We start from the raw sequence: 14,147 nt of genomic DNA, 5'->3' as shown, positions 1-14,147 counted from the left end.
AATGAGATGTTTTGGTATCAACATGCGATACTTATTCTTAAAACCCCACTTCCATCCCTCTCCCCGAAAGGTCGATAGGCTTTGATTATTGCTCCCCTTCCCTTGCAGGGAAGGGGTTGGGGGTTAGGTCTGAGAGAAAGTTTCACACGGCGTTATCAACAGAAGTTTCAGCAATAATATTGGCGATTTGAGCTTTGCCAAACAGGATTTTGACGGGGTTGTAAAAAACAAAATTTTCATGAGTCATTAGACTTGCGGTGTATTATCCAGAAAATATAGCGATATACAAAACGAATACGCTGGACGTTTGATCGTGTTTACAAGTAAAATACGGTAAGTACATAGTTTTACCGGCTTTTACATGTAAAACCGCAGAAAAACCAGTAAGAAGTTGATTTAGTAAAACAACTGACCCATAAGCAGTTATAAAAGTCTGTTTCAGCTAAATGTCAGTTGTCATACTTCCAAAAACTTTCAGACAGGTTTTAAGTTGTCCAGTAATTCTCTGCCCTAATTTTTAGCTAGATAAACCTTTCTTTGTGTCACTCATCCTTTGAGAAACACAATAATTTGCCATGACTAGCTCTATCACTGGGCTGTAGTTCGGCTGAGTTATTGCTCTCTAGTAGTGAAGTTCTAGCTGACTTTCTCAAACCCCCAAAGAGTATGCACTATTTATCACTACCATTCTTAAGCTTCTTTGTTGGCATCATAGTTGGTTTGACGGGAATTGGCGGAGCCTCTCTCATTACCCCAATGTTGATTTTTGTTTTTCAGGTTCCGCCTTCCATCGCAGTGAGTTCTGATGTTGTAGCTGCCACATTGATGAAGATTGTTGGTAGCGTCAAGCATTGGGAACAGAAAACTCTGGATACAGAAGTTGTCAAATGGCTGGCATTTGGAAGTGTTCCAGGCTCACTGTTTGGGGTGGGAATTTTGCACGTTCTTAAACGTACAGGTGGGTATAATCTGGATAACATCTTGCTCCGTTTGCTTGGTGTGATGATTTTGCTAGTCACAGCGTTAGCACTAGTGCAATTATTGTTATTGACTTTTTTACCCAAATTCAATTTACCCGAACTACCAAAGTTAGACTTAGAAACTAACTTTGGCCGCTTCCTAACAATCACTTTGGGGGCCATTTTAGGCTGTTTAGTTGGTCTAACTAGCGTCTCATCAGGTTCAATGTTTGCCCTAGTGCTGATTGGGTTTTTCCGCCTAGATGCACGGAAGCTAGTGGGTACTGATATTTCACACGCAGCAATTTTACTGCTGTTTACAGCCCTTGGTCATCTCAGCCTGGGAACAGTTGATTGGAATTTGGTAATACCTATCTGGCTAGGCTCTGTACCAGGAGTCCTGCTAGGTGCTAAAATCTGCCAAGTAGCTCCCCAGCGCCCACTACGGTTTATTATTTACGCCATTTTGATGATGGTGAGTTGGAAATTAGTTCATCAAGTGTAAGCAAATTGAGATTTTAGATCCCAAATCCAGCATTCAACATCCAACATCCAACATTGATTAACTTCTCACCCAAGGTAGTAGAGTGAATGTACCTCGCTCATACATAATGAACAGACCCAAGCCGATTAACACAAAAGGTACAGCAGCTTTACCGTAGCGACTTAAAATATAAGCAATGGTAGGTTGACGACTTAAAAAATAAGCGATCGCACACCAAACCCCTACCATGATAAAAAATATACCTAAAATTATTCCCAAACTGGCAAGGTCATGACCAGCGAACAAAGGGATATATATACTAATATTGTCACCACCATTAGCGATCGTTACTGCTGCCACTTTATAGGTTTGGGGGTGCAAAATACTCAAAATAAAAGACAATACCGGGTTAGTAGGCGTAGGTTGATTAAAATCACTACTGACTGTCTGAACTGTTATAGTTTCTTCTTTTCTATATATTAATTGTTGAATACCAATTGCTATTGGTAGCAGTCCTAGCAATCCTATCCATTCTCGCTGTACAACCAATCCCCCAAAAAATCCTGGTAAGCTAGCGATGATAATGGCTGAAAAACCCAGATATTGACCGAGTAAGATATGCCGCCGCCGAAAATTAACATCTATCTGTGAAAAAAATATTAACAAGATAATGATGTCATCTATGTTAGTGGCGATGAAGGCAATAATCCCTTCACTGAAGACTGTCCCTAACTTACTCATGCTGGATTTTTAGAACCTACGATTTCTCACCATACCAAATTAACCTTTCAAGTAATTGAACTACACTACTTTTTAATACCCATTCCCTATCTTATCAGTCTCAAGACCTGGAAACTGCTGTAAAATATGAACGAATTAGTTACTGCAATTACTACAGGGGCAATTGCGTTCATTGCCACTAATATTGATGATATTGTCATTTTATTATTGTTTTTTTCTCAAATAAATACTAGCCTTCGTCCTCGGCATATAGTTGCTGGTCAGTTTCTAGGTTTTACAGTTCTGCTAATCCTTAGCCTTCCTGGTTTATTTGGTGGGTTAGTATTATCCAAAAACTGGATTGGATTACTTGGTTTATTACCAATGTCCATAGGTATCAGTAGTTTGGTGAATCGGGAAGAAGATTCATCAAAAGAAGTTGTTGCTACGACAGAAGAGGCTGAAGCATCAACAATTACGAGTTTTTTTTCTCCTCAAGCTTATAGTGTGGCAGCCGTTACACTTGCCAATGGTAGCGATAATATTAGTGTCTATGTACCTTTATTTGCTAGCAGCAACTTAAAGAGTTTTGTGGTAATTATCGGATTATTTTTTCTATTATTAGGAATTTGGTGCTATGGGGCATACAAATTAACTCACTACAGAGTAATTGCTGATATACTGACTCGCTATATTAATAATTTTGTGCCTTTTATTCTTATAGGATTAGGCGCTTTTATTGTATTAAAAAGTGAAGCTTTGAGCTTAATCAAGCTAGCTGCTAGTAGTTTATGTTTGATGATTTTGGTGAAAAATAATCAAAGTGTAGATGAAATTGGCGAAAATTCTAAGTAAGTGGGCGTGAATAATAAAAGGTTTGTAGTGAGGGCTTTAGCCCTATTTTAAGGGCTGTTCGCGAAGCGTTTCCACAGGGTAGCCCTCACTACGAGCCAATTTAATTAATTTTCTATTAGTAAGATAGTTTGACTTATTCTTTCCTACTTCCTTAAAATTGTTATGCAGAATCAAACTTTACTCAACCACTCATTCTCCTCTGGATCTTTGAATAATGAGGTGCTGAGGTAGCGTTCGCCGAAGCTAGGCTGAATCATGACTATTAGACGACCTGCATTTTCTGGACGTTGTGCTACTTGAATAGCCGCATATAAAGCAGCGCCAGTAGAAATGCCCGATAACAATCCTTCTTCTTTTGCTAGGCGACGGCTGTAAGCGATCGCTTGCTCATCTGCTACCTGAATCACTTCATCCACTAATTCTGGACGGTAAATTGCTGGGACAAATCCCGCGCCGATACCCTGGATTTTGTGAGGCCCTGATTTCCCACCCGTTAATACCGGACTGCTGCTTGGTTCAACTGCGATCGCTTGAAAACTTGGCTTCCGTCCTTTAATAACTTCTGCAACTCCTGTAATCGTCCCACCAGTACCCACTCCCGCCACTAGAATATCCACCTCTCCATCGGTATCATTCCAAATTTCTTCTGCTGTGGTTTCGGCGTGAACTTTCGGGTTGGCGGGGTTGCGGAACTGCTGCAACATATAAGCATTGGGCGTTTGAGCTAAAATCTGCTCTGCACGACCGATCGCTCCTCGCATCCCTTCTACACCTGGCGTTAACTCTAATTGAGCGCCATAAGCTTTGAGCATCGATCGTCTTTCGTGGCTCATTGTGTCAGGCATCGTTAGAATGAGATGGTACCCCTTAGCGGCCGCCACCATCGCTAGCGCAATTCCTGTATTCCCAGAGGTCGGCTCTACTAAAATAGTTTTTCCGGGGTGAATCAAGCCTGCTTCTTCCGCCGTTTCCACCATACTCGCGCCAATCCGATCTTTCACAGAAGATGCTGGATTCATGCTTTCTAGCTTCACCACAATCCGAGCAACCGCTCCTGAAGCTTGGGGAATTTTGTTTAATTGAACTAGAGGAGTTCGTCCGATTAACTCTGTGATATCTTTCGCTATCCGCATGTGAATACTCCGTCGTGTCTAAATATAATACATCGGGCTTTGCTGGGCGCGAGTCTCTCTTTCCTCGCACAAGTCTTGGAGTGTATAGCGACCCAATACTTCAATTGAAGCAGCGTTAGCTTGCTCCCAAACTTCATAAACCAGAGTCTTTTCTAGAGTCGGAGAGTCAGATGTATCTTTCTCTTTCCGCTCACCTTCGACTAAAGTCACAATTTCCAGCAGTGTAATCTGCCAAGGTTCACGAGCTAAAACAAAACCTCCTTTAGAGCCGCGTTGACTCTGCACCACACCAGAACGCCGGAGGTTGGTCAAAATTTGTTCCAAATAGCGTTCAGGTATGGGTTGTTTGGTAGTGATCTCGCTCATGGTTAGAGGAAGTTTTTTTCCGTGGTGGCTTGCCAGTTCTAAGAGTGCTAGCAATGCATATTCCACTTTGGAAGACAGATCCAAGAGAGCGTAGTTTTGGCTATTCAAGACTGTACTCAACATACTACGGTGAATTGGGGGACTTGTCGCAGTTTATCCGAAATTAATTTTTTCAAAGTGTGGAATGTGATAGCATCCCACTTACTAACCACAAAAACACTATATTCTATCGACTTACCGTAGATTATTATCTAACATAATTCCCATAAATGACTCGATCTTTTTGTGGGAATTATCCTGAGTTTCTGTTTTCAGAGCCTCACTTACCAACGAAAATCTCAACAGAGTATGCTAATAACTGATTTGCGAACCATTTTTGAGCGTGACCCAGCAGCCCGTAACTGGCTAGAAGTATTGTTCTGTTATCCTGGACTCCAAGCCCTAATATTCCATCGATTGGCACACTGGCTCTATAAAATTGGAATTCCCTTCATACCTCGGTTTATCTCTCATATTAGTCGGTTTTTAACCGGGATTGAAATCCATCCTGGGGCATTAATTGGACAGGGAGTGTTTATTGACCACGGTATGGGAGTTGTGATTGGTGAAACTGCGATCGTAGGCGACTATGCCCTGATTTATCAAGGTGTGACTTTAGGCGGGACTGGGAAAGAGAGCGGCAAACGCCATCCAACTTTAGGCTCTCATGTGGTTGTGGGAGCCGGTGCAAAGGTCTTGGGAAATATTCTAATTGGCGATCGCGTCCGTATTGGAGCCGGTTCTGTGGTGCTGCGAGATGTACCCAGTAACACAACTGTAGTCGGGATTCCAGGGCGCGTGACTCGTCAGAACAACTTGTCTACCAATGTTCTGGATCATGATAAAGTGCGCGACGTAGAAGCTGAAGTTATCCGCGCTTTATTTGAACGTGTCAAGGCTCTAGAGAAACAGTTCGAGGAGTTGCAACAATCAAGTTTGCCCCCAAATGAGCTTGGCGACGAACAAACATACAATCCTAAGAACAATAAGTCTGATGGGATGATTGAAGATTTTCTTGATGGTGCGGGAATTTAGGGAATGGAGGGGAGAGGTGAGAGGTGACAGGTGATAGGGAATTATCTGTACCCTGTAACCTGTACCCTATTCCCTTCTTCACTCCCCACTCCCTTTTTTAAAATACCCATAGGTTCTTAGAACCTGATATAAATATAATACTACGGTTAATTTATCGGAGAATAGTGATATAGCTATGGTATCTTTATATGCAAATTTAACTAGCTTAAACAGTAATAATACTAAAGAAATTTTTGCCCGGAGGTCATTTTTACCAGAGCATCCAAACGGACTTTGGAAGATTGAAACGGGTTTTGTCAGGACTTTTACCTATTTGGAAGATGGCACAACCGTCGCTCTGGGATTGTGGGGCCCTGGAGATATTGTTGGTAAGTCTTTGTCAAAATTAGAACCTTATCAGATGGAATGCCTAACTAAAGTAGAGGCGACAATCTTACCTGTAGAGGAGTGGACTCAACTAACAGAAACTCTACTTGCCCATATCCAACAGGCTCAAGAATTGATGGTTATTCGTAGCCATAAAAAAGTTGATACTATGCTAATCAAGCTGTTGGCATGGTTATCTAAAAAGTTTGGTTCGGAAGTTGAGAAGGGACGTTTAATAGATATGCGTCTAACTCACGAAGACCTAGCGGAAATGCTAGGTTCAACTCGTGTGACTATCACTCGTGTTCTTGGACAGTTTGAGCATGAGGGCTTGATTGATCGTCTTTCTCTCCATCGAATTGTGGTGCGAGAAGAAGAGATTTGGTACTACGAAATTTAGATTATTTCAACAAAACCAGCTATCGCTATCTGCATTCGGCTTGCCCACAATTCTAAGATTCAGGGATTCCAGATAAGCCAAACCGTTAGAGATTTGTGGTACTGTTCCCCGTAGTTCAATATCAAAGCACCCTTCTTCGTCTGTATTTGGTTGTAGCATAGCCTTAGTAATATTAACTACCAAGCTGTAAGCAGAAATTAACTGTGAAATCACAGGCGCTTGCAGATAGCATTTGGGAATATATATCCGCAGGCGAATCTGAGTGACTTGGCTTTTGTTAGAGACTGAAGAAACCAGTGATAATCTGGTTTGGGAATTGGTTTGACGTTTATTTAATGCTGCCATTGGATAGTGACGATTTTATTACTTAGCCATCGCTATAAACGCTAGATAAATCCAGCCAAATCGGTAGCCCCAGTTTTTCTAAATAACTCAGGCTAGAGTAAAGTTGTTTGGTTCTCCCCCACAAATCCAAGTCAAACCAGCCGTCATCTTCTGTATCGGGTTGAAGTGTAGCACTAGTAATATTTACAGTTAATCCATAACGAGAAACTAGCTCAGAAATCACTGGCTCTTTGTAATAAGATTTTAAGACACACAGTTGCAAGCGCAATCGATTAGTTTGACCGAGAGAAATCCATTGCTGGAATTGTTCTTGCCATTGATTTTTCAGGAATGCAGAGTCTTTGGAACTCAGTTTGCTGGCTAGATTTGGGAAAGGTAAAGAGTGCTGGTTAGATTGAATGTGGTTAGCGATCGCTAATTCGAGTAAATTCACTCCTAATCCTTGCAAGTAAGATAGGCTATTTGTCAGTTTTTGGGGATTTCCCGAAAGTTCCAAATCAAACCAGCCATCGCTGTCACTATCGGATGTCAGTGATGCTGCTTTGATATTGACGGTTAAACCATAACGAGACACCAGCCGGGAAATTACAGGTTGCCTGTTATACCTCTGAGGTACGAGAATGCGGCTGTGGACTGAAGCAGGTTCTACAGATTTACTCTGAGACATCAGATTAATTCCCAATAGCGATGCCTAGGCAATTTTTTGGTTCGACAGAGAGTCTTGCTGATGCCGCGCCCCTAAAACTCAACTTTGCCTGTTCGGATGTCAGCCTTATAGAAATTTTCATCTTTTTGGCTGTTATTTAACTACTGTAAATTGATAGGGTTAGTGTATTTTACTGTTGTGTAAAGCAATTTATCACAAAGACCGCAAATAAACAATAAGTAAATTCACTTAGAGCAGGTTTAATTTATGTTCGTTCACTGATATCCTCATTATCTTGGAATCAGAACTAGAAGCAATACTCATTACCTAGTGATTACAGGGTTCCCGAAGTCAGGTTGGTTAGGTGGTGTTGTCAGAATTTTGTTAGGTTTTATCTCATAGTGGGCATACTGCAAATATCAAGTCTAACTTTTCACGGTATCTGGAAAACCTCTCTCTAAATCTCTCTCCTAAAAGGAGAGAGACTTTGAATTTTCCCCTTCCCACATCGGGAAGCGGGTTAGGGGGTTAGGTTTTTCGTGTGCTTAAATGACGTGAAAAGTCAGATATCAAGTAAATAGCATCAAGATAGGGAAAACAGTATGTTGACGACACAGCCGCTAGAAGAAATTACATCATTGAAGCAAAATTTAAGACGTGAAATCAGTAAACTTTCAGGTGTTCCAGAGAATAATATACCTAAGTATATTTGCATCAATAACCTGAATTCAAAGCTAGAGAGATTAGAAGAAATCGAGAAAATTCTTAGTATAGATAAATATAAAATTGTTTTTATAGGTACTATTGGTAAAGGAAAAACTACAGCCATCTGTCATCTTTTTAACTTAATAAGTGACTTCAAGGTTTCCAAGACAATTCATGGCAAAACTAAAAATGTAACCGAAACTAAAGAGTTACTCTCAACGGGAGCGGGCAGAACTACTATATGTGAAGTAATTATTAAGGCATCTGAAAAAACTTATATAGAGATAGAGCCTTATACAGTTGATGAGATGGAAAATATTGTTTTTGAATTCTGCGACTCTATTGCTAATAAAGATAATACCCAGTCAGAAGATAAAATAATCATTTCCACAGAAATTGAGAGAGCTATTAGAAATGTTACAGAACTTAAAATAACTTCTAAAACAGTCTATGATGGTGATAAAAAGAATATTATAATAACTGATCAAGCAAAGGAATTACTTGATGAGTCAGGAGTAGAATTACTTAAAAAGACTGCATTAAATAATGCAAATCTCGAAGCTAGAACTACTACTAATATTGAGTTTGACAACCATAATAATGAGCAAGAATGGATAAAAGATACCTTTGCTGCCATCAATAATGTTCAGTTAAAGGAGTTTGCGATTCCAAGGAAAATATATCTTTATCTGAGCGATGATATATTATCTGGTTCCAACTTGTCTCAGTTCGATTCAGTTGTTGATACCAAAGGACTTGATGAGAACCCAATTCGTAAAGACTTACAAAAATATATTGATAGTCAGGATACCATCTGTCTCTTTGTAACTCCCTTTAATGATGCTCCTGAAGCTAATACAGCACTTCCGGCGGCTATGAGGTACAGCCTCAAAGCTGAAAGCTATGATAGGAGAGAGGTAAGAAGAAAATTGTATTGCATAATAGCCGGAAGCGCTGTATTAGGAAATTAATAGGTTATCATCTTACATCTAAATCCAAAGACTTTCATCATAGATTTGTGACTTTGGTATTACCTCACAAAAATGAGCCTGAAAAAGTGCATGGATCTAATGAAGATAGAGATTTAGGAATTAAAATCAGACAAGAAGAAGTTCAAGCTACATTCAAAAATTTGAATTTAGATTTTTTCACAGACAATATTTTGTTCTTTGATTCCTTGAGATACTATCGTAATGACATAGTTAAGCTACATGAAGACTGTGATCAAGAAGATGTACAGGCAGATAAAAATGAATTTATCGAAGCTATAGCGGGTGTAGTAAAACGTAGGCGAAATATTTTATTAGATGAACTCAAGGATATCAAAGAAAGCTCTGCAAAAATCAGAAATGGTAATGCTTTAACGGAATCAGAAGTCAAGGCAATTGAAAATGCCATAAAGAAGATAAAGGATTTACAGGATTTAAGTAAAAGATTACCTAGTTTTGTTTATGAAGATTTTATTGATGAATATATTAATAAATATTATCGCACTGTTTAGAGGCTATTTATAAAGTAAATCTAAAAGCCAGGAGAAAGGAGTTATGATAACGATAAAATACTTCATGTGCAGTGTATTTACATAGATAGTCGGTATGGCGCGAAAGTCTTACCCCACAGATTTAACTGATATAGAGTGGGAAATCTTGGCTCCCTTGATTCCACCAGCTAAAGAAGGAGGGCATCCACGCACAACAGATATGCGTGAAATATGCAATGCCATCTATTATCATTTGAAAACTGGATGTCAATGGAATATGCTTCCGGGGGACTTCCCGCCAAGCTCAACGGTATACAGCTATTACCGTAAATGGCAACGCAAGGGAGTTTGGGAAAAATTAAACCATACACTGCGCGATCAAGTTCGCATAAAATTAGGTAGGTCAACACAACCAAGTGCGATCGCAGCAGATAGTCAGTCGGTAAAAACGACTGAAAAAAGGGGGATGTGTACGGCTTTGATGGTGGCAAGTTAGTCAAAGGAAGAAAACGCCAAACAATCGTTGATAGCCTTGGGCTATTGCTCAAAGTGATTGTGAGCGAAGGCAATGCTCCTGAAAGAGTGCTTGCAGCGTATGCCTTGATGGAACTGGTGGAAGAACGCCCAGAATTATTAGAAAAAGTTGAAGTCATGTGGGTTGACTCGGGGTATGACGGCGATAAGTTTGCGCTGGCTGTTTGGTTGATGATTCAAGCTCATGTTGAGGTCATGCGCCGTACTAATAAAGAATTTGAAGTTTTACCCAAGCGTTGGGTAGTAGAAAGAACATTCGGTTGGTTTAACCAGTACCATCGTTTGAGTAAAGATTACGAACGCCTGACTGAAATGAGTGAAGCTGCCATATATGCCGTTATGACTCGTATTATGTTACGTCGTCTAGCCGTCTAAAGATTTACTTTATAAATGGTCTCTTATCCGGCATGGAACACGAAACACGCTATCCATAGAAATTTTGGTTACTATGAGGCAAGAGATATAGATATATATTACGATGCGAGGGTTGTTGCTGAGGGAATAGATGAAAATAAAATGCTGAGAAAATTTACCAAAGAAGTAAAACAGGAATTAGAAGATATCCTGAATGAGCTTACATCTGCGAATGAATCTTTAAAAACATTTATCCCTGAATTAGTCAAAGAGTTTTACGGATTATATGACGAATTTATATATGAAGTAGGCACAGAAATTGAAGAAGAAGTCACGAGAAAACTATTACCCCGAAGCGAAAAATCTGAGTTTTGGAAAGCTCTAATTGCTGAAAAAGGTAAGCCCAACAAAAAAGGGGAAACTTTTACAGATAATGTATGTCAGATATTTAAGCGAGAACTTGAAAAAGAGACGAACTTAAATACATTCTTAAAAAGCAAAGCTGAATATCATTGGAAAGAATTAATTACCAAAATACTAGGCTTTTCTGGTCATAAATAGACAATTAATTTCTCAATTGAACATTTAATACATAGTTTAGGGCGCAATATAATTGTGTCTCTAAAGCTATTTTATCCATTATTAGTTGCTATCAAAATATATATGACTGATTTAAAACAAGAAATAACTACAAAACTCAGCAGATATCAAAAAGATTATCAAGAATATACAAAATGTTTAATTAGGGGAATACAAATTCCAATTAATGGAAGACCAGAGGAGTTAGTTAGACAAATATTTATTCATTTTCTTATTAAGGAAAGTGGGCTATTTCCAGATATTATTAATATCGCAGTTGAAGCTAATAATCATGGTATAGAAATATACAAAAAGCAAAAAAATGATTATTTTAAACCACATCATTATCCTTTAATAATTGTGGAAGTAAAACGAGATGATGTGAATTTAAAAAGCCATTACAATCAGATTGAAAGATATCTAAAAAATTCTTGTTGTAACATGGGAATTTTATATAATTATCATGAAATTATTGCCTTTGCTAGAAAAGATGATCGGTTTGAAGTTAATCATCTCAAAAGTCTTACAGACATACAGACATTAATTTCACAAAGCAATAATAATGATGATGATAGTTTATTAGAATTTGAAAAAGCTCAAAACGGAAATTTTGATAGTTTTGCTTATCTGATTAATAAATATGGTAAATATACAACTAATACGGTAATTTTTAAACTTAAACAACAAAAATCCGAAATAGCAGGATATTTATTCAATATGCAAGGGAAGAAAGTGTACTATGATGTATGTGCTAAAAACTCCGAAAAGCAACAAAGTTTTGATTCACAAGATTTTGAAAAACTAATTTCTATCGCCTATTAAAGAAAAACCTAACCCCCTAACTCCCTTCCCGACCCGGTAAGGGGGGAAATTCAGAGTCTCTCTCCTTTTAGGAGAGAGATTTAGAGAGAGGTTTATATTTAGGTATGAGGACGTGTATAACCCTTACCAATCGGTTGCTTTAGTATCATCCCAGACTTGTAACTCCAAGTCCTGAAGATAGGTTAGTCCGCTCTGAATTTGTGCATCTGTTCCTTGTAATTCAAGGTCAAACCAACCATCCCCGACAGCATTGGCTCCCAGAATGGCTGCTGTGATATTCACAGTCAGATTGTAGTCAGACACTAGGCGAGAAATCACAGGTTCCTGGTGATAGTCTTTAGGAATTCTGAGTCGAATCCGTTTATTGGTAGGTGTGTTATTAGACATAATTAGTTAATAGCCGTAGAGGGGAGTGGGGGCAAAGGGGTGGAGGGAAACAAGGATGAATAACCAATGCCCAATGCCCCATGCCCAAAACCTAACTATTCAACATCTTTGATGCTGGTTTTCCGTTCTAAAATCTCTTTCAGCACCAAAGTTACTACTGCTAGCAATGCTAACAATACAGCCGCAGAGAAGGCAGCTTCGGTTTCATACTGTTTGTAAGCATCTTCTACAAACAGTGGTAAGCTTTGTGTTTGATCAGCAATGTTGCCAGATACCACCGAAACTGCCCCGAATTCACCCATTGCCCTGGCATTGGTCAAAATTAAACCATAGAGCAAGCCCCAACGGATGCTAGGTAAGGTGACACGCCAAAATATTTGCCAATCTTTCGCACCGAGAGTTCTAGCAGCTTCTTCTTGATCCTTACCAAATTCCTCTAAAACGGGAATCACTTCCCGCGCCACAAAGGGCATACTCACGAAGGCTGTAGCCAGCACCATACCTGGAAAGGCAAAGATTATTTTGATATCATGTGCCTGGAGCCAAGGGCCAAACCACCCATTGCGTCCGTAAAGTAGCACAATCATCAATCCTGCGACTACGGGCGAGATGGAAAAGGGCAGGTCAATAATGCTCAAAACTATGGCTCGTCCGGGAAATTTATGACGAGCGATCGCCCAAGCTGCACATAGCCCAAATATTGTATTCAAGGGCAGAGAAATTACAGCTAGCAAAAGTGTCAGCCAAGCTGCATGGAGAAAAGCTGGTCGTGTCAGGTTGGATAGAAATGGCCCAACTCCCTTGCTGAAGGCTTGAACAAAAACGTTGATTGCAGGGATGTATTGAACTAAAGCTAAATAAGCGATCGCTATACCAATTAAAACTATTGGCACCCAACTCTTCTGTTCTTTCGGCTTGGCTGTATGTGTATCAGATACAGATGAAAAACTTGGCTTATCTAGTGTCATATCTCCTTGCCCATGCTTGTAAGAAATTAATTGCCAATAGCAATACCAACGAAATTGATAGTAAAACTATGCCAATTACTGTTGCACCAGAATAGTCATACTGCTCTAACCGTTGGAAAATCAGTACAGGTGCGATCAAATCTTGATAGGGCGTATTAGAAGAGATAATTACAGTTGACCCATATTCCCCAACTGCACGGGAGAAACCCAAGGCAACACCAGTTAAAATTGTCGGAAATAAAGGTGGCAAAATTACTTTCCAGAAGGTCTGCCATTGAGAAGCGCCCAGACACCAGGATGCTTCTTCAATTTCATGTTCCATTTCCTGAAGTACGGGTTGCACAGTTCTCACAATAAAGGGTAGTGAGATAAATATCATTGCCACCGCTACTCCTGTGCGAGTAAAAGCTACCTTAATTCCCAGTGGTGCTAGTAGCGAACCTATCCAGCCATTATCACTGTAAACAGTTGCCAGGGTTAGCCCTGCTACCGAAGTTGGTAGTGCAAAAGGTAAATCTACTGTGGCATCAATCAAGCGTTTGAAGGGAAAGTCGTAGCGCACCAGAACCCAAGCAATGAGAGTACCAAATACGCCATTGAGTAAGGCTGCAAATATTGCTGTGACAAAAGTTACATTATAGGTGGCTAATGCGATATCACTAGTTGCGATCGCCCAAAATCTCGCCGGAGGTTCCGTACTCGCTTTCAGGAACATGGCAATTATGGGGATAAACAACATCACTGTCAGGTATGCTATGGTGATTCGCCAAGTCCAGGGAACCCGCCGCAATTTCTTCCAGAATGGTGTTTTGCGCTCAACTTCCAAAGAAGAAGATACAGTCGTCATAGTCAAGAATTCAAAATTTAAATTTCACAAGAAGTTTTTTACCAGTATTCGTAATTGCTAATTCGTAATTCAAAGACATTCCAACAAATTTTAATTTTCGATAAAATAATGTTGTGAAGTCAT

General features: G+C 39.6%; 17 protein-coding genes. 9 read left to right on the top strand and 8 right to left on the bottom strand.

Annotation, left to right across the window (positions count from 1 at the left end):
- Positions 1-666: 666 nt before the first annotated feature.
- Complete coding sequence (locus FD724_RS18885) at positions 667-1,464, top strand: sulfite exporter TauE/SafE family protein (protein ID WP_179073678.1); 798 nt, start codon at positions 667-669, stop codon at positions 1,462-1,464.
- Between the two features lie 57 nt (positions 1,465-1,521).
- On the opposite strand, the gene FD724_RS18880 is transcribed toward FD724_RS18885, so the two are convergent.
- A complete protein-coding gene (locus FD724_RS18880) occupies positions 1,522-2,184 on the bottom strand; it encodes a cadmium resistance transporter (RefSeq protein ID WP_179073677.1) in 663 nt (220 codons plus the stop codon).
- 126 nt (positions 2,185-2,310) lie between these two features.
- Here FD724_RS18880 and FD724_RS18875 point away from each other — a divergent pair, with 126 nt between their 5' ends.
- Positions 2,311-3,018, top strand: coding sequence for a cadmium resistance transporter (locus tag FD724_RS18875; RefSeq protein ID WP_179073676.1), 708 nt, complete (start codon positions 2,311-2,313; stop codon positions 3,016-3,018).
- A 170-nt stretch (positions 3,019-3,188) separates the two neighbouring features.
- On the opposite strand, the gene cysK is transcribed toward FD724_RS18875, so the two are convergent.
- Together cysK and FD724_RS18865 are read right to left on the bottom strand one after the other, a co-directional pair.
- Complete coding sequence (gene cysK / locus FD724_RS18870) at positions 3,189-4,151, bottom strand: cysteine synthase A (RefSeq protein ID WP_114080548.1); 963 nt, start codon at positions 4,149-4,151, stop codon at positions 3,189-3,191.
- A gap of 18 nt (positions 4,152-4,169) precedes the next feature.
- A complete protein-coding gene (locus FD724_RS18865) occupies positions 4,170-4,640 on the bottom strand; it encodes an Rrf2 family transcriptional regulator (protein WP_174713315.1) in 471 nt (156 codons plus the stop codon).
- A gap of 225 nt (positions 4,641-4,865) precedes the next feature.
- Here FD724_RS18865 and cysE point away from each other — a divergent pair, with 225 nt between their 5' ends.
- Positions 4,866-5,591: a serine O-acetyltransferase gene (gene cysE / locus FD724_RS18860; protein ID WP_256874313.1), complete on the top strand. Its 726-nt coding sequence runs from the start codon at positions 4,866-4,868 to the stop codon at positions 5,589-5,591.
- 175 nt (positions 5,592-5,766) lie between these two features.
- The gene (locus FD724_RS18855) at positions 5,767-6,357 is read left to right on the top strand and encodes a Crp/Fnr family transcriptional regulator (protein WP_179073674.1); all 591 of its coding nucleotides are present in this window, start codon (positions 5,767-5,769) and stop codon (positions 6,355-6,357) included.
- Between the two features lie 6 nt (positions 6,358-6,363).
- On the opposite strand, the gene FD724_RS18850 is transcribed toward FD724_RS18855, so the two are convergent.
- Both FD724_RS18850 and FD724_RS18845 read right to left on the bottom strand, forming a co-directional pair.
- Positions 6,364-6,702, bottom strand: a complete 339-nt coding sequence (locus FD724_RS18850; protein WP_179073673.1) for an NIL domain-containing protein — start codon at positions 6,700-6,702, stop codon at positions 6,364-6,366.
- 22 nt (positions 6,703-6,724) lie between these two features.
- On the bottom strand, positions 6,725-7,369 hold the full coding sequence (locus tag FD724_RS18845) for an NIL domain-containing protein (protein WP_179073672.1): 645 nt from the start codon (positions 7,367-7,369) through the stop codon (positions 6,725-6,727).
- A gap of 581 nt (positions 7,370-7,950) precedes the next feature.
- On the opposite strand from FD724_RS18845, the gene FD724_RS18840 reads away from it, so the two are divergent.
- The 5 genes from FD724_RS18840 (at position 7,951) to FD724_RS18820 (ending at position 11,822) form a co-directional block, all read left to right on the top strand.
- Positions 7,951-9,024, top strand: a complete 1,074-nt coding sequence (locus tag FD724_RS18840; protein WP_179073671.1) for a hypothetical protein — start codon at positions 7,951-7,953, stop codon at positions 9,022-9,024.
- A gap of 47 nt (positions 9,025-9,071) precedes the next feature.
- Positions 9,072-9,554, top strand: coding sequence for a hypothetical protein (locus FD724_RS18835; RefSeq protein WP_179073670.1), 483 nt, complete (start codon positions 9,072-9,074; stop codon positions 9,552-9,554).
- Positions 9,555-9,648: 94 nt separating this feature from the next.
- Positions 9,649-10,442 (top strand): IS5 family transposase gene (locus FD724_RS18830; protein WP_179072334.1). Its coding sequence is split into 2 segments (ribosomal slippage): positions 9,649-9,988 and positions 9,988-10,442, totalling 795 coding nucleotides; the frame shifts between segments, so codons are not numbered across the junction.
- 15 nt (positions 10,443-10,457) lie between these two features.
- Positions 10,458-10,982, top strand: a complete 525-nt coding sequence (locus FD724_RS18825) for a hypothetical protein (protein WP_179073669.1) — start codon at positions 10,458-10,460, stop codon at positions 10,980-10,982.
- A gap of 102 nt (positions 10,983-11,084) precedes the next feature.
- On the top strand, positions 11,085-11,822 hold the full coding sequence (locus FD724_RS18820; RefSeq protein ID WP_256874312.1) for a type I restriction enzyme HsdR N-terminal domain-containing protein: 738 nt from the start codon (positions 11,085-11,087) through the stop codon (positions 11,820-11,822).
- Positions 11,823-11,945: 123 nt separating this feature from the next.
- On the opposite strand, the gene FD724_RS18815 is transcribed toward FD724_RS18820, so the two are convergent.
- The 3 genes from FD724_RS18815 to cysT all read right to left on the bottom strand — a co-directional run bounded on the left by FD724_RS18815 (position 11,946) and on the right by cysT (position 14,024).
- Entirely contained in the window at positions 11,946-12,212 is a 267-nt protein-coding gene (locus FD724_RS18815) for an NIL domain-containing protein (protein ID WP_179075550.1), read from the bottom strand.
- Between the two features lie 92 nt (positions 12,213-12,304).
- Positions 12,305-13,177 carry a sulfate ABC transporter permease subunit CysW gene (cysW, locus tag FD724_RS18810; protein ID WP_179073667.1) on the bottom strand — a complete coding sequence of 291 codons (873 nt, stop codon included), beginning with the start codon at positions 13,175-13,177 and terminating at the stop codon, positions 12,305-12,307.
- A complete protein-coding gene (gene cysT, locus FD724_RS18805) occupies positions 13,164-14,024 on the bottom strand; it encodes a sulfate ABC transporter permease subunit CysT (protein ID WP_179073666.1) in 861 nt (286 codons plus the stop codon). The genes cysW and cysT overlap by 14 nt, the downstream gene beginning before the upstream one ends.
- Between the last annotated feature and the right edge of the window lie 123 nt (positions 14,025-14,147).

Origin of the sequence: Nostoc sp. C057, assembly GCF_013393925.1 — a bacterium.
GTDB classification, from domain to species: Bacteria; Cyanobacteriota; Cyanobacteriia; order Cyanobacteriales; family Nostocaceae; genus Nostoc; species Nostoc muscorum_A.
This window is presented reverse-complemented; position numbering and strand designations above follow the sequence as displayed.